The sequence below is a fragment of the Faecalibacterium butyricigenerans genome (assembly GCF_020687345.1).
In the GTDB taxonomy this organism is placed as follows: Bacteria; Bacillota; Clostridia; order Oscillospirales; family Ruminococcaceae; genus Faecalibacterium; species Faecalibacterium butyricigenerans.
Genome location: NZ_JAJEQL010000021.1, coordinates 20,659 through 39,315, shown reverse-complemented (window position 1 = coordinate 39,315; position 18,657 = coordinate 20,659). Strand labels below are relative to the sequence as shown.

General features: G+C 54.5%; 18 protein-coding genes and 3 pseudogenes. 13 read left to right on the top strand and 8 right to left on the bottom strand.

Features of this window, described 5'->3' with window-relative positions:
- Nucleotides 1–312: pseudogene (locus LKD23_RS08870) on the bottom strand (plasmid recombination protein); the annotation flags it as partial.
- 39 nt (nucleotides 313–351) lie between these two features.
- Here LKD23_RS08870 and LKD23_RS08865 point away from each other — a divergent pair.
- The 11 genes and pseudogenes from LKD23_RS08865 to LKD23_RS08810 form a co-directional block, all read left to right on the top strand.
- Nucleotides 352–951 carry an L-2-amino-thiazoline-4-carboxylic acid hydrolase gene (locus tag LKD23_RS08865; protein WP_227621331.1) on the top strand — a complete coding sequence of 200 codons (600 nt, stop codon included), beginning with the start codon at nucleotides 352–354 and terminating at the stop codon, nucleotides 949–951.
- Nucleotides 951–1,442: a hypothetical protein gene (locus LKD23_RS08860; RefSeq protein ID WP_227621330.1), complete on the top strand. Its 492-nt coding sequence runs from the start codon at nucleotides 951–953 to the stop codon at nucleotides 1,440–1,442. The genes LKD23_RS08865 and LKD23_RS08860 overlap by 1 nt, the downstream gene beginning before the upstream one ends.
- An 11-nt stretch (nucleotides 1,443–1,453) precedes the next feature.
- Nucleotides 1,454–2,296: a class I SAM-dependent methyltransferase gene (locus LKD23_RS08855; protein ID WP_227621329.1), complete on the top strand. Its 843-nt coding sequence runs from the start codon at nucleotides 1,454–1,456 to the stop codon at nucleotides 2,294–2,296.
- On the top strand, nucleotides 2,293–2,925 hold the full coding sequence (locus LKD23_RS08850; protein ID WP_227621328.1) for an L-2-amino-thiazoline-4-carboxylic acid hydrolase: 633 nt from the start codon (nucleotides 2,293–2,295) through the stop codon (nucleotides 2,923–2,925). Before LKD23_RS08855 ends, LKD23_RS08850 begins: the two co-directional genes overlap by 4 nt.
- Before the next feature lie 6 nt (nucleotides 2,926–2,931).
- Complete coding sequence (locus LKD23_RS08845) at nucleotides 2,932–3,537, top strand: L-2-amino-thiazoline-4-carboxylic acid hydrolase (RefSeq protein WP_227621327.1); 606 nt, start codon at nucleotides 2,932–2,934, stop codon at nucleotides 3,535–3,537.
- 174 nt (nucleotides 3,538–3,711) lie between these two features.
- A complete protein-coding gene (locus tag LKD23_RS08840) occupies nucleotides 3,712–3,951 on the top strand; it encodes an alpha/beta fold hydrolase family protein (protein ID WP_227621326.1) in 240 nt (79 codons plus the stop codon).
- A gap of 51 nt (nucleotides 3,952–4,002) precedes the next feature.
- Nucleotides 4,003–4,959, top strand: coding sequence for a helix-turn-helix domain-containing protein (locus LKD23_RS08835; protein ID WP_227621325.1), 957 nt, complete (start codon nucleotides 4,003–4,005; stop codon nucleotides 4,957–4,959).
- Nucleotides 4,960–5,074: 115 nt separating this feature from the next.
- Nucleotides 5,075–5,842, top strand: coding sequence for a hypothetical protein (locus LKD23_RS08830; protein ID WP_227621324.1), 768 nt, complete (start codon nucleotides 5,075–5,077; stop codon nucleotides 5,840–5,842).
- A gap of 74 nt (nucleotides 5,843–5,916) precedes the next feature.
- The gene (locus LKD23_RS08825; protein ID WP_227621323.1) at nucleotides 5,917–7,686 is read left to right on the top strand and encodes an ABC transporter ATP-binding protein; all 1,770 of its coding nucleotides are present in this window, start codon (nucleotides 5,917–5,919) and stop codon (nucleotides 7,684–7,686) included.
- Between the two features lie 3 nt (nucleotides 7,687–7,689).
- The gene (locus LKD23_RS08820; RefSeq protein ID WP_227621322.1) at nucleotides 7,690–9,417 is read left to right on the top strand and encodes an ABC transporter ATP-binding protein; all 1,728 of its coding nucleotides are present in this window, start codon (nucleotides 7,690–7,692) and stop codon (nucleotides 9,415–9,417) included.
- Nucleotides 9,418–9,523: 106 nt separating this feature from the next.
- Nucleotides 9,524–10,546: pseudogene (locus LKD23_RS08810) on the top strand (recombinase zinc beta ribbon domain-containing protein); the annotation flags it as partial.
- Here LKD23_RS08810 and LKD23_RS08805 read toward each other — a convergent pair.
- A complete protein-coding gene (locus tag LKD23_RS08805; RefSeq protein WP_227621321.1) occupies nucleotides 10,443–10,853 on the bottom strand; it encodes a hypothetical protein in 411 nt (136 codons plus the stop codon). The pseudogene LKD23_RS08810 and the gene LKD23_RS08805 sit on opposite strands and share 104 nt — an antisense overlap.
- Before the next feature lie 7 nt (nucleotides 10,854–10,860).
- Here LKD23_RS08805 and LKD23_RS08800 point away from each other — a divergent pair.
- A pseudogene (locus LKD23_RS08800) lies at nucleotides 10,861–11,034 on the top strand (P-type ATPase actuator domain-containing protein); the annotation flags it as partial.
- A gap of 165 nt (nucleotides 11,035–11,199) precedes the next feature.
- Here the strand turns inward: LKD23_RS08800 and LKD23_RS08795 are convergent.
- Both LKD23_RS08795 and LKD23_RS08790 read right to left on the bottom strand, forming a co-directional pair.
- Entirely contained in the window at nucleotides 11,200–13,251 is a 2,052-nt protein-coding gene (locus tag LKD23_RS08795; protein ID WP_227621320.1) for an alkyl/aryl-sulfatase, read from the bottom strand.
- On the bottom strand, nucleotides 13,154–13,558 hold the full coding sequence (locus LKD23_RS08790; RefSeq protein ID WP_227621319.1) for a hypothetical protein: 405 nt from the start codon (nucleotides 13,556–13,558) through the stop codon (nucleotides 13,154–13,156). The genes LKD23_RS08795 and LKD23_RS08790 overlap by 98 nt, the downstream gene beginning before the upstream one ends.
- 268 nt (nucleotides 13,559–13,826) lie before the next feature.
- Between LKD23_RS08790 and LKD23_RS08785 the strand changes: the two genes are divergently transcribed.
- Nucleotides 13,827–14,525, top strand: a complete 699-nt coding sequence (locus LKD23_RS08785; RefSeq protein ID WP_227621318.1) for a LytTR family transcriptional regulator DNA-binding domain-containing protein — start codon at nucleotides 13,827–13,829, stop codon at nucleotides 14,523–14,525.
- 73 nt (nucleotides 14,526–14,598) lie between these two features.
- Here the strand turns inward: LKD23_RS08785 and LKD23_RS08780 are convergent, their stop codons facing one another.
- Genes LKD23_RS08780 through LKD23_RS08765 form a run of 4 tightly spaced genes read right to left on the bottom strand, consistent with a single transcriptional unit; the run spans nucleotide 14,599 to nucleotide 18,655 of the window.
- Nucleotides 14,599–16,428, bottom strand: coding sequence for an amylosucrase (locus tag LKD23_RS08780; protein WP_227621317.1), 1,830 nt, complete (start codon nucleotides 16,426–16,428; stop codon nucleotides 14,599–14,601).
- A gap of 3 nt (nucleotides 16,429–16,431) precedes the next feature.
- Complete coding sequence (locus LKD23_RS08775) at nucleotides 16,432–17,364, bottom strand: carbohydrate kinase family protein (protein WP_227621316.1); 933 nt, start codon at nucleotides 17,362–17,364, stop codon at nucleotides 16,432–16,434.
- Between the two features lie 36 nt (nucleotides 17,365–17,400).
- Entirely contained in the window at nucleotides 17,401–18,018 is a 618-nt protein-coding gene (locus tag LKD23_RS08770; protein WP_227621315.1) for a hypothetical protein, read from the bottom strand.
- A complete protein-coding gene (locus LKD23_RS08765) occupies nucleotides 18,005–18,655 on the bottom strand; it encodes a YesL family protein (protein ID WP_227621314.1) in 651 nt (216 codons plus the stop codon). Before LKD23_RS08765 ends, LKD23_RS08770 begins: the two co-directional genes overlap by 14 nt.
- Between the last annotated feature and the right edge of the window lie 2 nt (nucleotides 18,656–18,657).

The following is an 18,657-nucleotide window of genomic DNA, read 5'->3' as shown; positions in this document are numbered from 1 at the left end:
GACCTGCATGACGGTCTCCTTGACTGTGCCGACCAGTGCCTTGTCCTTGCAGCGTTTCGACCAGAGGATCTGCTTTTTCACCACAGGCACATAGACCACATGGAGATGATAGTGGTAGACTTCACGGCCTAATGCTTCGGTCATGGCACGGTTGATCTCATCGGCGTGCATGACGGCAGAGAGGATATATTGCTCACAGCCCACGATCTGGACCGCGGCTTTGTAGGCATCCGCATAGAACTGCTTGGCGAACTCGTAGCCGCCGTGATTGTCAAAATAGGCCGAGTTGACATCAAAGACAAACCCTGCAAAAAGGAAATTCTGGCGAAAATCACTCTGCACTATCCGGAGGTGGAGCGCGAGGCTGTCTGGGGGCAGGTGCAGCTGAGATACGCAGAGCTTCTTTCCAAGTGGCGCACCGACCTCGGCGGTAAAAAGAATTTTCACAACGGCGTAGGCGGCACCTACGACTGCATCGCCATTATGTGCTATTACGATGTGTGCCGGGATGTGACCACATTCCGTGAAATTGAAGAGATGGAGGAAAAACTGATTCTTCCAACTTTCCGCAAGCTGAAATTTGTGGACTGCAACAAGCCGTTCTGGAGGAAGCTGATGTACAAGGCGTTTGTTCGTGCGAAAAGCGGCTGCGACAAATGGCACGATTACGAGATGTCGGTTGCGCCTTATGAAACCGACAAGCCTATTTATTATGAATTTACGGCGTGCCCGGCGGCGGAATTTGCCAAGCGGTTCGGATTTACGGACATTATGCCCGCCCTGTGCAATGTGGACTATGCGTCCATGGAACTGCTCCATGCCAAGCTCGTGCGGACGACCACCTGCGTGGACGGTTGCCGATGCGACTATACCATCTGCGGCGATAAGGATCCATACGTAAAGGAACATCCCGAATACCGGGATGAAAACGGATACAGGAGGAATAAGTAATGCTTTTACAGGTGATTTTGGAAGGTCTTGGGCTGGGGGCTTTGCTGGTTCTTGTCTGTGCTGTGGGCATCTGCAAAGGGGCTGTTGGGATGGTGCATCTTTATAGCCCGGCGGTGCAGCAGCGGTGCGTGAAGCTGGGACTTACAACACACGAGAAAATCAAGCGCAATTCTCTACTTTTCAAAGCCGTTTGCATTCCCGGCTATATCGGCTATGTGCTGGTCTGTGTCTATGGGATAAACGGTGCAAAGGGCTTTGTTCAGGGTTTCTGGCAGCTGCTCGTCATCTTGTCCGTTATGAATCTCATGGACCGCCTGTTGGTTGACGGCTATTGGGTGGGGCACACGAACGCATGGACGATCCCCGGAACAGAAGATCTGAAGCCCTACATTACTGCAAAAGACAAGCAGAAAAAGTGGCTGTTCGGCACGGTGGGCATGGCAGTCATAGCGGCGGTGCTGGCGGCAATGATGACTGCTTTTACTCACTGAGGGAGGAACCTATGAAATACAAAATCGAGAAAAACACCGTGCAGGAGACGCTGATCCTCCCGCTGTATTCCCGGAAGCTGTGCACAGAGCTGTATCAGAATCTTTACCGGGACGAGACGGCGGTGCATCTGATCGACCAGATCGACTACGATTTTTCGCAGGCAGAGAAAAACTCCCGCAGCCTGATGCAGCGTTTCGGTGCGCTGGAGGTTGCCATGCGGCAGAATGACCTTGCCTTTGAGGTGCAGGCATACCTGAAAACGCACCCCTGTGCGGCGGTAGTCAACCTGGGCTGTGGGCTGGATAACACCGGCAGAGCCTGCGACAACGGCAACTGCAAGATATACAATCTGGACTTCCCGGATGTGATTGCCTTGCGTCAGCAGCTGCTGCCCGCCGGGGAGCGGGAGCAAAACATCCCCTGCGACCTGAAAGACCCCGCATGGTTTGACAAGATCGATGCCTCCGGCGGGGCGGTGTTTTTTGCCTCCGGGGTGTTCTATTACTTCCTGACCCAGCAGGTCAAGGCGCTGGTGCAGGGGATGGCAGATGTTTTTCCCGGCGGGGTACTGGTCTTCGATGCCGCCAACCGTACGGCGGTAAAGATGATCGCCAAAACGTGGCTCAGGACGGCGAAAATCAAGGATGTGGGAGCATATTTCGCGGTTTCGGATGCGAAAAGCGAGCTTTCCCTATGGGACAGCCGTTTGCAAGTATCCAGCAGGGGCTATATGATGGGGTACAACGATTTGAAAGATCCTTCTGTCAGCGGCTTTTTCCGGTTTCTCGCCAAGGTCGGGGACAACGGGATGAAAATGCAGATCGTGAAGATCGGATTTGGAGACAGACAATGAAATATGCCGGAATGCCCTTTGGAATGTGGGCGCTGTTTGCTGGCTCCTTTCAAAAGCAGCTGACCGCTGTGCTGGGCTATGATGCAGCCACCGCAAGAGCCATCACGAAAAAGGCAAAGCCGCAATACCGGCAGATCATTGCTGGTTTGCCGGAGTTTGAAAAGGCCGACCGCTTCAAAATGAATCTTGTCAACTGCGCTATGATCGGGGCGTTCATTCTCTCCATGCCGCAACGCCCAGAGGTGGACAGGCTGACGGATTACTACGCAAGATCCATGATGACAAAGCCCATGCAGTGGTTCTGCCGCAAGAGCGGAAAAAGCAAGTTTACCCCAAAGGATATTGCTGCTATGAAAGCCACTGCCGCCCTGAAAGCCGCCGACCGCAACCCCTATTCGTGGAACATGGAGTTTTACGAATACCCGGATGGCAGCGGCTACGAGGGACGCTTTACCAAGTGCGGCATCTGTGTGCTGATGAAGGAACTGGGGCTGTACGACCTGACCCCTGCTTTGTGCCGTCTGGACTACACCATGAGCGAAGCGGGCGGCGTGACCGACTTTGTGCGGCAGTACACCCTTGCCTCCGGTGGGTCCTACTGCGACTGCGGGTACAAAAAGAAAGGGTAACGGACGATGAAGAGGAAGGAAACCTATCTTTCCCGTGATTTCCGGGAGACTGTGGCACTGCGCTTTCCCGCGCAGGCAAAGGAACTAAACACCGCTTTCGATATGCGCCTGAGTGCGCTGCTGGCTGAAAATGCAGATGCAAGCAAGGAAAAGCAGTACCACCTCAAGCGGCAGATCTTACCGGGCATTGCGGCCTACGAGACCTTGCAGCGGGTCATGCCGAAAGAGAAGGCGCTGCAAACCGTTCACGGCTATGTGGAGCGCTTGGCGAGAACAAGCCACAAACAGCTTGCCGCCCTGCTGCACATACCGGGGCTTTACCGCCTTGTTCCCGGCGTTTTTGTCAAATCCACCCGGAGCGTTTTTGGCCCGGCGGCGGGCTTTGCCCCAAAAGAGCTGCAGACCGGCAACGGCGTCTGGCGTGTGGATATGATGAAGTGTCCCTATCACGACACCTGCGCAGAATACGGCTGCCCGGAGCTGTGCCGCTGCTTTTGCGACAGCGACGACATCAGCTATACCGGTCTGCATCCGAAGCTGATCTGGGAGAGAAGCATGACGCTGGGGCGCGGAAATGACCGCTGCGATTTTTGCATGAAAACCATAAAATAGATGTACAGGAAGCGAAGAAAATGAAGAAAGAAGAAACGAAACCGTTCATCCGCTGGTGCATCGCGGCTGCGGTGTATGAGAAAAAGCACTCTGCGCACCTCGCAGGCTGACGGCGATTGCTGAATTGTCTGTGTTTTTTGCAGAAAGTGCATCCATAGCTTCCGGTGTGTATATATGCTGAAGGATTACCCGCCTTTCCAAGCGAATGATTTTGAATATCTGCGGGGGAGGATACTGATCCTTCTCCCGGAAAATGACATTTTCAAAAAGGAAGATCAGAACCGTTTTGCACAACTGTTCCGGAAACTGGATGCAGAGATCCGCACGGTTCCGGGCGGTCATGTGGGCTTCATCGTTCAGGCGGAACGGTATCTTGATTTGATGGAAACATTTTTGCAGAGAAATGGAATTTGACAGTTCACGTCTGCGAATCAGTAAGAAAAAGCGAATCTTCAGGAAAAGAGAATGGCTATGTATAAATCACTTTTTGATCTTTCCCCGGAGCAAACTGCTTCCACGGCGATGCCCCGCACCGTCGTGTTTTCCAACGGAACGGGGAGCGGGAGTATGACCATCTGTCCACTGTTTTTGGGTGCAGAGCTGTATTATAACGATATGCACCTTGCATTCTTTGAGGAAGCCACGGCACCAATGCGGAATGTCATTGAGATCAACCACTGCCGCGTGGGGCGTTACGAGTGCAGTTTTGGGGCAAATAGCTGCTGCTATCTGGCAACAGGGGATTTTGCGGTGTGTGCAGCAGCGCGCAAAAAGTCGTCCTCCTGCTTTCCGCTGCGGCACTACCACGGCATCACCATCCTACTGGATCTGGATGCGATTTCGCCGGAAATGCGGAAACAAATGGAATGGTACGGCGTAGACCTTGATGTCATACGGCGGTACATCTGCACGGAAAACCGCTGCTGTATCCTGCGGTCAGAACCGACCATTGCCCATATTTTTTCAGAGCTTTACACAGCGCATTCTGTGCCGGACACCGGCTATCTTCGGCTGAAAGTGCTGGAGTTGCTGCATATTCTGACCCGGCTGAAAAACAGGGAAGATGTGCAGCAGACAGAGTATTTCAATCAGCATCAGGTGGAGTGTGTGAAGCAGGCTGCGGCTCTTCTCACGCAGGAACTGACAGTTCACCGTACAATCGAACAGCTTGCACAGGAGGTCGGCCTTTCGCCTACGGCATTAAAAAGCTGTTTCAAAGGCATTTACGGAAGCTCGGTCTATGCGTATCAGAAAGAGTACCGGCTGCAGCTGGCACAGAAGCTACTACTCGAAACCGATTGCACGGTTGCTGAAATCGCCCATCGGGTCGGGTACGAAAATCCGAATAAGTTTTCTTCTGCATTTCGGGAAGCAGCCGGCATGACGCCTACGGAGTATCGGAAGATGCGTCCGATTGGATAGATTCTGTCGATTTGGTTCTTGCGCAGAAAGTCCGGTTCCAGTAAAATCAGTATCGTGATTAGTTGAAGCTAACGCCGATGTTCTGATTTTGTGGAGGAAATTGATAATGCGTTTGATGAAAAGAATTCTGAGTGCAGCTGCTGTGCTAGCTCTGTCTGCTTCTCTTCTGGTTGGCTGCAGCAGCGGCACGGCGAGCTCTGTTCCCGTTTCTGCAAGTTCTGCCGCAGAAAGCACTGTTTCTTCCGTAGAAGAGACCGCCTCTTCTGCTGTGGATGAAAACGAAGCTGCCGCTGCACAGTTGCTGAACGACCTAACAGGCAGCTATCAGGAACTGTGGCCGGTGATTCTGGCGGACGAATATAAGCAGACATGGCTGGATGATTGTACCGCTCTCGTGGGCGAGGACAATGCCGAAGCTGCTTTTGAGAAGCTGTCCTCTATGGTGACAGGTGATGTTTACGGCGAAGATGCAGTCAAAGCGTATGCCAACGGCGGCGGAGCCTATTTCTGCGGCTTTACCAATAGCCTTGCGACCTTGACCTTCGATGGTGAAACTTCTACCATTTCCGGCACCGATAAGGACGGCAATGTGCTGTTCTCCCATACCTATCACTACATTGGCATGGAGCCTGTGCATGGACTGTATGAGTTTGAAAGTGATGATGCCGATTCCGGCGAGTTCACCTACTTTTTCCTCGCGCCAGACACCAGTGCGGAAACCTACCACATTGAGTTTCGCTATGGTTCGGATGCAGAAACTCTGAGCCAGTACGATGCAGGCGAATATGCTTACTGGGTGGCATCTGGCATTTCTACGGATTGCGACCAGACTATGATCGACAACTGCATTGAGCTGTTCTGTACTGAAAATCTAGCAGGTTAATACGCAGAATGTGCTGTGGAGCAAAAACGCCACGGCACATTTTTGCATAAAAATTATTTGAAGGAGGTCTTTTCGTGAAAAAACAGTCCGATCTTTCCCGGCTGATGGACTATGCCGGGAGCTACCGAAATTTTACCTATGCCTCGTGGGTGCTGTCTGCAGTCAGTGCGCTGGTGGCGCTGGTGCCCTTTGTGTACATCTGGAAGATCCTGCGGGATGTGCTGAACGCCGCGCCAGACTATGCACAGGCGGTGAACATCCCCCATTACGGCTGGATGGCAGTGTTGTTTGCAGTGCTGTCTTACCTTATTTACATTGCAGCGCTGATGTGCTCCCACCTGTCGGCGTTCCGGGTGGCGGCCAATCTGCGGCTGGAGGTTTCCGAACACCTTGCCACACTGCCGCTGGGCTTTACGGAGACGTTTGGCAGCGGTAAGCTGCGCAAGATCATCCACGAGAGTACTGGCGCAGCGGAGACATTTCTCGCCCATCAGCTGCCGGACAAATATAATGCAATGGCAACACCCATAGGTCTGTTGGTTCTTTTGCTTGTGTTCGACTGGCGGCTGGGTCTGCTGAGTCTCGTTCCGGTGGCACTGGGCTTCGTCATCATGTCCGCCATGACAGGAAGGCGGATGGCAGACAAAATGCGGCAATACGGTAATGCGTTGGAATCAATGTCTAACGAGGCCGTGGAGTATGTCCGCGGCATCCCGGTAGTCAAGACCTTCGGGCAATCCGTCTTTTCGTTCAAAAAATTCAAAGCGACCATTGATGAGTACGAAAAGTGGGTCATTGCCTACACCAAAGAGCTGCGGATGCCGATGATGCTCTATACTGCCGCCGTCAACGGTGTGTTCGCCTTTCTGATCGCGGGCGGGCTGCTGTTCACGACCCACGGCGTGACCACGGAATTTCTGCTGAACCTGCTGTTCTATATCATCATCACGCCGGTGATCTCCCTGACCCTGACCCGCATCATGTACATGAGCGAAAATGAACTCGTTGTGGCAGATGCGTTGGCTCGTGTGGATTCGGTTCTGGATGCGGAACCTGTGCCAGAAAACGATCATCCGCGGCATCCGAAAGATGCCTCTGTGTCCCTGAAGGATGTGCATTTCAGCTATGATGGCAAAACGGATGTTATCAAGGGCGTTTCGCTGAAAATTCAGCCGGGTCAGATGGTGGCTTTCGTTGGCCCCTCCGGCGGCGGCAAATCCACACTGGCAAACCTGATTTGCCGGTTCTTTGATGTGCAGAGCGGCAGCGTCCGGGTGGGCGGAGCGGATGTGCGGGACATCCCCAAGGAAGAGTTGATGGACACCATCTCCTTTGTGTTCCAGAACAGCCGCCTGCTCAAGGGCAGCATTCTGGACAACGTCCGGCTGGGCAGAGCGCAGGCCACCGAAGCCGAGGTGCTGGCGGCGCTGAAAGCTGCACAGTGCATGGATATCGTGGAAAAGTTCCCGGAGGGCATCCATACCGTCATTGGCACAAAAGGCGTGTATCTGTCCGGCGGCGAGCAGCAGCGCATTGCCATTGCCCGCGCCATGCTGAAAAATGCGCCCATCCTGCTGCTTGACGAGGCCACCGCTTTTGCCGACCCGGACAATGAAGCAAAGGTGCAGGCAGCCTTTGCTCAGCTTGCCAAGGGCAAAACCGTGCTGATGATCGCACACCGCCTGTCCACCGTCGCCAACGCCGACTGCATCTATGTGGTGCGGGATGGGCAGATCGCAGAATCCGGCACAAAGGACGAGCTGTGTGCGCAGAACGGTCTGTTTGCCCGGATGTGGCAGGAGTATCAGGCTTCGGTGCAGTGGAAGGTCGCAAAGGAGGGGTAAGGAATGATCGAAAAAATTCAACACGCCACAGCCAGCTCCCCGGAGGGCGCAAAGGGGCTTGTAAAGGGCGTTCTGGCCTGTGCGTTCCAGAACATGGCGTTCATGCTGCCCACCGGGCTGCTGTATCTTCTGGTAAAAGACCTGCTGGCAGGCTCTACGAGCGGGAGAAGTACCTTTTATCTGCTGGGATGCGTTGCCTGCTTTGTGCTGATTTTGCTGACCACATGGTTCCAGTACAACGGCACCTATTTTACCACTTACAAAGAGAGCGGCACCCGCCGCCTGACCCTTGCGGAGCGGCTGCGGAAGCTGCCTCTGTCCTTTTTCGGCAAGCGAGACCTTGCCGACCTGACCAGCACCATCATGGCAGACTGCGAGGTACTGGAAAAGGACTGCTCCCACTTCATCCCCGGTCTGTTCGGCTCCCTCATTTCCACGGTGCTCATTGCCCTGAGCCTGTTCGCCTTTGAGTGGCGGATGGCACTGGCGGCTCTGTGGGTCATTCCGGTATCCGCTGCCATCGTGGTGGGCAGCTATCGGGTACAGGATAAGGTGCAGGCCAGGACCATGGCTGCGAAAATGGCCTGTGCGGACGGCATTCAGGAGTACATCGAGACTCTCCGGGACCTGAAAGCCAGCAATGCGGAGCAGCGGTATCTGTCTGGCCTTTCCGACAAAATTCGGGCAGTGGAAAAGCAGTCTATTGTGGCAGAGCTGGAAACAGCGCTGTTTGTGTCCTCCGCCGGCATGGTGCTCAAGCTGGGTATTGCGTCGGTGGCGCTCACCGGTTCGGTGCTGCTGGTGCAGGGCAGCATCGATGTACTGACCCTGTTTCTGTTCCTGATGGCGGCATCCCGGATGTACGACCCCATGCAGGGGGCTTTGCAGAATCTGGCAGCCGTCATTGCCATGCGCACCAACGTGGGCCGGATGAATGAGATTCTGGAATACCCAGTCCAGACCGGCAGCGAAACGATGACCAATCAGGGCTGCGACATCGTGTTTGATCATGTGGGTTTTGCCTACAACTCCGGTGAGACAGTGCTGAAAGACGTTTCCTTTACGGCAAAGCAAGGCGAGGTCACTGCACTGGTCGGACCCTCCGGCGGCGGTAAAACTACCGTTTCCCGTCTGGCCGCTCGATTCTGGGACAATCAGAAGGGCTGTATTACCGTGGGCGGCATGGATATTTCCAAAATTGACCCGGAAAAGCTCATGAGCCTGTATTCCATCGTTTTTCAGGATGTGACGCTGTTTGACAACACGATTCTCGAAAACATCCGTCTGGGCCGCAAAGGTGCAACGGACGAAGAGGTTCTGGCGGCGGCAAAACTGGCAAACTGTGATGAATTTGTCGAAAAGCTGCCGGACAAGTGGAACACCAACATCGGCGAGAACGGCTGCGCCCTTTCCGGCGGCGAGCGTCAGCGCATTTCCATCGCCCGTGCTTTTCTGAAGGATGCGCCTATCATCCTGCTGGACGAGGCCACCGCCAGCTTGGATGTGGAAAACGAAACTGCCATTCAGGAGGCACTATCCCGACTCATAAAAAACAAAACCGTCCTCATCATCGCCCACAGGATGCGCACCGTAGCCGGTGCGGATCAGGTGGTGGTGCTGTCGGGCGGCATCGTGGCCGAGCAGGGCAGCCCGGCAGAGCTGTACGCCCGGAAGGGACTGTACACCCACATGGTGGATCTGCAATCGGCAAGCCAGAATTGGACGATCTGAGAATGAGAGCAGCTTTTATTTGAAAAAAGTATTGCATTCGGTTAAAAAACGGATAATCGCCCGCAGTTCCAGCAGATGATTAAGGACAGTGATCGTGGCATCTTTGATGACCGACCTGCGGGATTGGTTAAAGGCACACAACATCAAAAATTCGATGGGCGGGGAGATGTCCTACAATACGATTCAGCGGATGCTGAGTAATCGCCGGTACATCGGCGAATTGCGTTTGCGGGATGTGGTACAGCCCAATGCGATCCCGGCACTGGGTCAGGTGAACTTGTCGGGGCAAGGCCCCTCCATCTTGCTACGCAAGACCATTCTGTCGCTTAAAAGCTCCACTGGGGCTTTCATTGCTCCGCTTCGCTGCGCAAACGCGAACCTGTTCAACAAGGTGCAGGAAAAGCTGGCGAAAAATAAAAAGGCCCCTGCCCGTCATAAGGCAGAGGAAAGCTATCTGCTCACCACCAAGCTGTACTGCGGCAAGTGCGGTGCGCTGATGTTCGGAGAAAGCGGTGTCAGCCACACCGGGAAGATGTACACCTATTATAAGTGTGCTGCTGCCAAGAAGAAAAAGACCTGCGATAAAAAGGCCGTGCGGAAACAGTGGCTGGAAGATCTGGTTGTCAACGAGACCATGAAACTGGTGGAAGATGACGCTTCCATGAATGCTATCATTGCCAAAGTCATGGAATTGCAAAATCAGGAAAGCACGGATTTGCCCATCTATGAAAAGCAGTTGAAAGAAACGGAAGTTGGCATCACCAATATGCTGAATGCCATCCAGATGGGCATTCTGACCAGCTCTACCAAGGAACGGCTGGAAGCTCTGGAAGATCAGCGAAAAAAACTGCAAGCCCGCATTGCAGAGGAACGGCTGGCTAAGCCAAAGATGAAAGAGGAGTTCGTCCGCTTTTGGCTGCTTCGCTTCCGCAAGCTGGATATGACCCAGCCGGAGCAGCGGCAGGCACTGGTGGATACCTTCATCAATGCCATCTATCTCTACGATGATAAGGTACTTATTACCTTTAACTATAAGGAAGGTACAGAAACGGTCGCTTTCGGGGAAGCTGTGAAAGCGGAGAAAAGTTCGGATATGAGTGCGCGAGGTGGACTGCCAGATGCAGGATAGGGTCCTCCATGCTGTCCAGAGCCGTTCGCATCTCCTCTACCGTCCAGATGGTACGCTCCTGCGTGGACTTCTTGGGGCTGTCCACGGGAACAAGGCTTTTGACAAGGATGCTCCACTCTACGGCATACTGGAACGCTGTACCCAGCAGCCGATGCACCTCATGGATGGTGGTGCCGGATAGAAACCGCTGCTTCTGCTTTTCGGTCAGTTCCTGCTTCTTTCCCTCGACATACGAACCGCAGGGCGTTTTGCTCAGGGTCGTGTAGAGGTTTTCCATGTGGTAGGGCTTGAGTTTCTGCATCTCCATGCTGCCGATACCGCTGGACGGCATGGTACTGGAGAGCGAAGCCATGGTGAACCAAGCCGCCCGCACCGGAGAATCTATGCCAGTACGCAAGACCACCGGTGCCACCGTCTACGCCGGAACAGTGGTGGAAGAGGGCGAATGCGTTCTTGTGGCCAAGGCAGAGGGCAGTGCCAACCGCTATGCCGCCCTTTCCTGTATACTGTTCATGCTGTAGTTGGTTCATTGCAGTTTCAGCTTACAATAAAAATGAGATAGGCAACCCCTTTCGGGGAAGTCTATCTCATTTTTTTCGTTTGGGCTATTTTGCAACAGCCCTCTTGACATATCCCGAGATCAGAAGCCGTTTTTACGGCTCGATCACATTGAAGGTCTTTTCAAACTTGGAGGCATACGCCAGCAGGCGTTTCAGGACTGTGGCATCGCCGCTGATCTGGACTTGACCTGCCTGCTGACCGGTCATCAGAGCAAACAACTGAAGCCGCCGACAAGTAACGGACGCCTGCGCATCCGGGCGATTCTCGCCAGGATAGGTCAGCAGCACGCCGTTCTTGCGGGTGACATAGAACTGCTCATTCTCATCCGTTACGGTCAGATTCAGGGTCAGGTCATCATTCTGTGCAGCGTTGGCATCCGTCAGGATGGCGATATAATCCAACAGCATGGAAACCGTCATTGCTCGCATACTGTTGGTGAGACCATTCGCCGTGCGGGCCCGCCCAGACAGATTGCCGTTCCGCAGTTCCGCCGCACCCATCAGGTAGGCGTTGCGCCACGCACCGGATTCCGCCCGATAACCCAACTGCTCCAGCGCATCGGCGCACAGGTTGCGTGCCTTCTGGTTGGACGGGTCTGCAAAGACCAGCTCCTTGGTGATCTGTGCCACCCACTGATATTCGCCCTTTGCATAGTCCTTTTTTGCCTTGCAGAGCACCAGCTCCGTGCTGCCCAGATATTCTACAAGCTTCTTAGCGGCATCGCTGGGCGGGAGCGGGTCCAGATTGACCGGGTTCGCATCGTACCAGCCCAGATACTTCTGGTAGATGGCTTTGGCGTTATGCGGCAGCGTGCCGTAATACTGGCGGGTATACCAGACTTTTTCGAGGGCATCCGGCAGCGAGATCATGGCGGCGATCTCGTTGGAGGTATAGCCCTGATTCATGTAATGCAGGGTCTGGTCGTGGATAAACTTATAGATGGCTGCCGTATTCAGCAGATATTCATGGATCTCCTCGCCCCAGTGCGGCCAGTTGTGGCTCTGGAACACCACGTCGGTCTTGTCACAGAAGCGCTGGTCAGCCTCGATGATGTACTTCGCCCAATCGTTGGCATCCCGCACCTGTGCGCCACGCAGGGTGTAGAGGTTGTGCAGGGTGCCGGTGCAGTTTTCGGCCATCCAGAGGGCACGGTACTTCGGGAAATAGGCGTTCATTTCGGCAGGGGCTTCGGTGCCGGGGGTTAGTTGAAATTCGATCTCCAGTCCGTCGATGGTCAGCTTTGGAACATCTTCCCCGATCTCATAGGTCGGTGCAATGAGGCTCACCTGACCGGTAGACTGTCCCATGCCGATGCCGATGGAGAGTGCTCCTTTCTCCCCTTTTTCCAGCACCGTACCATACTGATACTGCGCACGCCGGGCCATTGCAATGCCGGCATAGACATTTTCGCTGATGGCGTGTTTCAAAAATCCTTCCGGTGCAAGGATGACCGTTTTGCCCGAGGCAAGCTGTTTGTCGATGGAAAGGCTGGGGTCCGCTACATCGTTCCGGTCAATCGCACCCTCTGCGCCGCCAAAGTGATCCACATGGCTATGACTGTACAGCACAGCTTTGACATCCAGCGGTCCGAACCGATTTTCCATCAGCGCTTTTGCTGCCTGCATATTTTCTTTGCACATCAGGACATCAAAAATGATCCAGCCGTTGTTGGTGCGGATGAAGGTCGCATTGGCCATATCAAAGCCACGCACCTGATAGATGCCGTCACATACTTCAAACAGACCGGCTTTGGCATTGAGCTGGGTATTCCGCCACAGGCTCGGGTTGACCGTATCCGGCGCATCACGGTCCAGATCCCCATAGCCTTGCAGATCCCATGCCGTTGTTCCGTCATCGTTGTAGATGACCCTGCCTTCCTGATTGTCCAGCAGGCCGCGTGCTGCATTGTCAAGTTCCCGCCGGTCGGAAAAATCCAGCTTTTCATACCATTCGGCGTTCTTTTCTGCCGTGATAGCAGTTGCCTCTTCGATCTCGCCCGGTTGGGTGGGGTCCTTGAAAATGTCTGTGATAAAGTTCAGACTGTTTTCATCGGTACTGCCTGCTGCGTGCGCGGTCAGGGATGCGCCGCAGGCTAACGCCGCAACCGCTGAAGTGGAAAGAAAGTTTCTGCGGGTCATCTTCATGGTGGTTTGCCTCCTTTATATCTGGATTTATTTTACACAGACCGTGGGCGTCTGCCAGCTTTTCCGTGTGGCAGAACTGGTTGATCGGCGCACGGGTACTGTTCGGTGTTTCTGTGTGGGTTGAAACCTTTCGGGTCGCATCCATCAGAACCAGTGGAAAGGCGTACAGATACGCCTGTTCCAGAAGTTCCTGCGCCGCCATCATTTGTTGTGCTGCTGCGGCTTTCTCCACAGGAAGAAGCGCGGTTGCGCATACCACCGCAGCCGCAGTGGAAACATTCAGAAAATCTCGGCGAGCCATTTTCATAGTGGAAGCTCTCCTGTCAGACCTCTCGTTTGATGTGCTTCATACATCTTGCGAAAAACCATTTGACCTTCTATGTTACAGAATACACAGAAAATGCCTGAAAGTCAACGGCTTCTGCACTTTCGACATTAAAAACGTGAATGTTGACAAAAATACTCGATGTAAATTGGTGAAAACTCCGTTGAAGTGAATTTTAATCAAGCTGTTCTTGTGCTCTGCACGGAGGTATGCTATACTAAACATATCCAACTGACAAAGGAGTACGGCGATGAATGATCTGCATGAGTGGTTTCAGAAAAATGACCTTTGCCCAGAAAACATCTTGTATCTTTACCGTAACGACCGCAAAACGGTCGTTCACCGCATGGATGGGGAGGAAGCTGCGCTGTATGCTCCGCTGCACAGTGTCTTGTCCGTTTTGCCGGAAGATCGGTTTCTGAACATCAGCAAAGGGATCGCAGTGTGCCGCAGCCAGATCGTAAATATCAGCAACGATGGGGTCTATACCATGTCCGACGGGCGCACCTTTCAGGGACGCAAGCGTGGGATGCGCGACCATCGCCGCCTGCGTGCGGAGATTGGGGTGGCAGACACACAGCCCCACTCCATGAACATGAGCCTGCTGGAAAAATGCAGCCTGCTGGACGATATGCCGCTGGCGTTCTGCGTCATTGAGTTGGTCTTTAATGAGGATGGGCATGGCGTGGATTTCATCTTCCGCTACTGCAACGCAGAAATGGCAAATATCGAGGGTGTGCCAGTGGAAGAAATGCTGGATCGCTCTTTTTACAAGGTGTTCCCCAATGGCGATAAAAAGTGGCTGGTATCGTATGCAGATGTGGCGTTGAACGGCACAAAGCACACTCTTCACGATTACAGCCCGGAGGTGGATAAATACCTGACCATCCATTGTTACCAGCCGGAGCCGGGGTATTGTGCCTGCGTGCTGCAAGCAACAGATCCGTGACTGTGACACATTAAAAAGAACCACAAAAAACCAGAACTGCATCGCTGATTCAGCCTGCAGTTCTGGTTTTTGCTTATTTATTTTTTACCAGCAGCGCCTGATACGGCTCCAGCTCCACATCTGCCAGCCAGACGGAAGCGCCCTCCGGGGTGTGATATCTGCCGCCCAGCGCGTCCAAACTTGCCCCTGCCGGGTACTCGGTAAAGTTGAACAGTCCCACCAGCGTTTCCTCGCCGCGCTTGCGTACCAGCGCCAGCACACCGGGGTTGTGGCTGTCCCATGTGGTCACCCACGCATCCGGGGCAAAGCAGGGGTCTGCCCGCATTTGGCGCAGCTGCTCCATGCCCTGCCACAGCTGGTTCTGCAGCGTGCCTTTTTGGGTGCGCTGCTTTGCATCCTCCCAGTTGAATTTGCTGCGATGCAGATTGCGGCTGTCCTCCACACGGTCGGGGTCGTTTTTGTAGTCCCAGCCGTTGAGCTGCGCGATCTCATCGCCACAGTTCAGCATGGGGAAACCCTGCAAGAACGCCATAGCAGTGTGCAGCAGCAGATCACGCTTCACCGCATAGTCCAGTGCGGTCTTATCGTCCTTTTCCAGTGCCTGCTCCACGCCGCACAGGCTGGCGGTGGTGCCGCAGCTCCGGGCGTCGCCGGTGGCGGGGTCGTAGTTGTACAGCTCACCCTTTGCCCAGCTGCCGGGGAAATTGCCCTCGTAGAAATGGTACAGGTATTCCTTGTGCTTTTGCGGATCAATGCCCAGCCGGTTTTCCACCGCCTCGTCCAGACCCCAGCCGATGTCATCGTGGCAGCGCAGATAGTTCACGAACCAGCAGTTGTCCGGCAGGGCGTGGAGGGCATCCAGTTGAGCCTTCAGCAGCCGGGTGTCCCGGCTGGCAAGGGCACCCCACAGGTTGACCATGGTGGATACGTTGTAGAGCATATGGCATTCCGGCTTTTCCGGGGTACCGAAATAAGCCGCCAGCTCCTTGGGAGCCATGACCACCTCGCCCTTGAGGATGACCGCCGGGCAGACGCATTCCAGCACCATGCGGAGCATCCGCACGATGGTGTGTACCTGGGGCAGATTGCGGCAGGTGGTGCCCAGCTGCTTCCAGATGTAGGGCACTGCATCAATGCGGAACACTTCCACACCGAGATTTGCAAGGTGCAGGATGCTCTTGGTCATGTCCACGAACACTGCCGGGTTTGCATAGTTCAGATCCCACTGATAATCGTGGAAGGTGGTCAGCACCCACTTGTGCATCTCCTCACACCATGTAAAGTTGCCGGGTGCAGTGTTGGGAAACACCTGCGGCACGGTCTGCTCGTACTGGTCGGGGATGGTGCGGTCCTCGTAGAGGTGGTAATAGGCCTGAAACCACGGGTCGCCCGCCTTTGCCGCCATCGCCCAGCGGTGGGTGCTGGCGGTGTGGTTCATGACAAAATCCAGACACAGGCTGATGCCCGCCTTGCGCAGTTCACGGGTCAGGTTTTCCAGATCCTTGTTGGTGCCAAGGGCCGGGTCTACGGTATCGAAATCCTCCACCGCATAGCCGCCGTCGTTGTGGGGATGAGGCATCTGCAGCAGGGGCATCAGGTGCAGATAGGTCAGCTTTTGCTCCTTGAGGTAGGGCAGCTTCTTTGCCAGTTCTTTCAGATTTCCGGCAAAGAGGTCGGTGTACATGGTCATGCCGAACATATTGCCCCGCTTGTACCACTCCGGGTCGGCAGAGCGTGCCTTGTCCAGTGCTTTCAGCTCGGCGCTGCGGGCGTTGTAGGCTTCTGCCATCTCCCGCTCCAGAACCTCCAGCCCTTCCCGGTTGTGGTACAGTTCCATGAACAGCCATTCCAGCTCGTCCTTGTGCTTGGCAAATCGGGACTCAAATTCCTGTTTTGCTGCCATGGTTCAGCCCTCCACTTCTGCAAGGGTGGGCATAGCGGGGATGGCACCATGGCGGCTGGTGGTGATGCTGGCTGCCTTGTTGGCAAAGGCCAGAATGTTTTCCAGCTTGTCCACCGTCAGGGTGTCCAGCTCCTCCTTGCAGAGCTTGGACAGGGCAGCCCCAAAGAAGGTATCGCCTGCGCCGTTGGTGTCGCCCACCTTGCAGGGGACGCCAGCCACATGGCCGGTCTTGTCTCCAAAGCGGTAGAATACGCCGTTTGCACCTAAGGTGACAAAAATCAGCCGGATGCCGTTCTGTGCCAGTTGTGCCGTGCCGCTTTCGCAGTCAGTGGTTCCGGTGAGCAGGGGCAGCTCCTCATCGGACACTTTCAGAATATCCACCAGCGGCAGGGGAGCCTTCATCTGGGCAATGGCTTCCTCTTTGTTCTTCCAGAGGTTGGCACGGTAATTGGGGTCGTAGGTGATGGTAGCACCCAGCTTTTTGGCGCGGGCGGCAGCATCCAGCGTGGCAGTGCGGGAGGGGTCAGCGGTCAGGCTGACAGAACCGAAGTGGACGATTTTGGCAGCCTTCAGAGCCTCGTCCGAAATATCCTCTTTGCACAGCATCACGTCAGCGTTGGCACTGCGGTAGAAGCTGAAATCCCGCTCGCCGGCAGCATCCACCGAGACCACCGCCATGGTGGTGGGGTGGTCTGCATCCACCGCCATGCCGGAGACGTCTACCTTGTTTTCTGCCAGAACCTCTTTCAGGTAGCGGCCAAAGGCATCCGCACCTACCTTGCCGATAAAGGCAGTCTGTGCGCCCAGTCTGGAAGCAGCCACCGCCAGATTTGCCGGGGCACCGCCGGGGTTTGCGGCAAATTGAGGGATGCCGCGCGCATCCTTGCCGGTCTGGGTCAGGTCGATCAAAACTTCACCAATCGTTACAATGTCCATGATAATTCTCCTTATTCTTGATGTGAAACCCAACGATCACCGTTGGAACAGATAATGAATGTAAGCGGCTGCACGCTCCGGGTGCGGTGCATTCTGCACCACCCCAAGATAGACTCTGCCAGAAAAACCTGCCTGCCTGACAAACGGCGTATCCGAAATATCCAGCACGGTCCCACCAGCGTTCAGACCCGACAGTGCATGGAAAGACGGATCCAGCGTCCGCAGATCGAGAAAATAATCATCTGCCAACAGTCGATCCCGTGCATATTCGTCCATCAGAACAACATCTAACCGCTGGGCACTGACTGCACCCAGCAGCTTCATCTCCGAAGCATATACATACTGCTCCTCTGCGCGTTCGCTCTCGCTGAGCAGCAAGCCGGACAGCAGATCGACCTGTTGCTTTTTGGTCAGATCCTGCGCCTCGGCAAAGCCGGTGGTAAGCTGTTCCGTCAGATCAGACCCGGCAGTGATATTTACCAGACCAAGGTAAAGCACATCCTCTTTTTTCGTCACATGGCGGTAGGCTGTATAGCCAAGGATATAGACGACGATGAGCACGATCGCAATGGGCAACTTGTAATATGCCCAGATGTGCTCCCACTTTTTGTACCCATGGAGGGAGCGGAGCGTATCCCGGTCAGTTTTTGTCATGGTCGTATTCCTCGTGTACTGCGTCAGGGTCTCCACCGATCAGATAGAGGATCCGAAGCATCAGAAAGGAGCAGATCATGGCGCAGAAGCCCATGCCCAGCAGGAATGCAGGCGTGAACACAAACACGATGACGTACCCCATAATGCCATAGATCGCCGCCATCAGCAGGGTACAGAACAAATACCGGACACCCACGAGAAACGCTGTTTTCAGAATGCCGAAGGTGGTGTTTTCAAAGCGTGCCAGCAGGGGAAAGGCATACAGCAGAACGATGCCGTACAGAACTGCCGCACCAATAAGCACTGCAGTGAGCAGCGTCCAGAAAATGTTTTCGCTCCACATTCGGCGCAGCACAAAGCCATCCGCAGCCAGGAAACTGCCGACTGCCAGCAGGATAAGCCAGAGTTTTGTGGCAGGCTTAAAATTTTCCCGGAACGCCTTAAAAAACATCCGGGTCAGACCATCGTCCCGATCTTCCGCCATTTTGAGCGTGACGTAGAACAGTGCGGTCGTAGAAGCCCCTATGGTAACGATGGGCAGGCTGCACACGAGCCATAAGATGTTCAGGTAAGCACTGTAAGTCAATTTCGTCAGCACAGCAAACAGCGGCTTGTCCGTATTGCACAGGTCACGCATGG

Coding starts and splice junctions, on each gene's coding strand:
- LKD23_RS08860 (WP_227621330.1), top strand. CDS start 951: ATGCTTTTACAGGTGATTTTGGAAGGTCTTGGGCTGGGGGCTTTGCTG.
- LKD23_RS08855 (WP_227621329.1), top strand. CDS start 1,454: ATGAAATACAAAATCGAGAAAAACACCGTGCAGGAGACGCTGATCCTC.
- LKD23_RS08850 (WP_227621328.1), top strand. CDS start 2,293: ATGAAATATGCCGGAATGCCCTTTGGAATGTGGGCGCTGTTTGCTGGC.
- LKD23_RS08845 (WP_227621327.1), top strand. CDS start 2,932: ATGAAGAGGAAGGAAACCTATCTTTCCCGTGATTTCCGGGAGACTGTG.
- LKD23_RS08840 (WP_227621326.1), top strand. CDS start 3,712: ATGCTGAAGGATTACCCGCCTTTCCAAGCGAATGATTTTGAATATCTG.
- LKD23_RS08835 (WP_227621325.1), top strand. CDS start 4,003: ATGGCTATGTATAAATCACTTTTTGATCTTTCCCCGGAGCAAACTGCT.
- LKD23_RS08830 (WP_227621324.1), top strand. CDS start 5,075: ATGAAAAGAATTCTGAGTGCAGCTGCTGTGCTAGCTCTGTCTGCTTCT.
- LKD23_RS08820 (WP_227621322.1), top strand. CDS start 7,690: ATGATCGAAAAAATTCAACACGCCACAGCCAGCTCCCCGGAGGGCGCA.
- LKD23_RS08805 (WP_227621321.1), bottom strand. CDS start 10,853: ATGGAGATGCAGAAACTCAAGCCCTACCACATGGAAAACCTCTACACG.
- LKD23_RS08795 (WP_227621320.1), bottom strand. CDS start 13,251: ATGAAGATGACCCGCAGAAACTTTCTTTCCACTTCAGCGGTTGCGGCG.
- LKD23_RS08790 (WP_227621319.1), bottom strand. CDS start 13,558: ATGAAAATGGCTCGCCGAGATTTTCTGAATGTTTCCACTGCGGCTGCG.
- LKD23_RS08785 (WP_227621318.1), top strand. CDS start 13,827: ATGAATGATCTGCATGAGTGGTTTCAGAAAAATGACCTTTGCCCAGAA.
- LKD23_RS08780 (WP_227621317.1), bottom strand. CDS start 16,428: ATGGCAGCAAAACAGGAATTTGAGTCCCGATTTGCCAAGCACAAGGAC.
- LKD23_RS08775 (WP_227621316.1), bottom strand. CDS start 17,364: ATGGACATTGTAACGATTGGTGAAGTTTTGATCGACCTGACCCAGACC.
- LKD23_RS08770 (WP_227621315.1), bottom strand. CDS start 18,018: ATGACAAAAACTGACCGGGATACGCTCCGCTCCCTCCATGGGTACAAA.
- LKD23_RS08765 (WP_227621314.1), bottom strand. CDS start 18,655: ATGCGTGACCTGTGCAATACGGACAAGCCGCTGTTTGCTGTGCTGACG.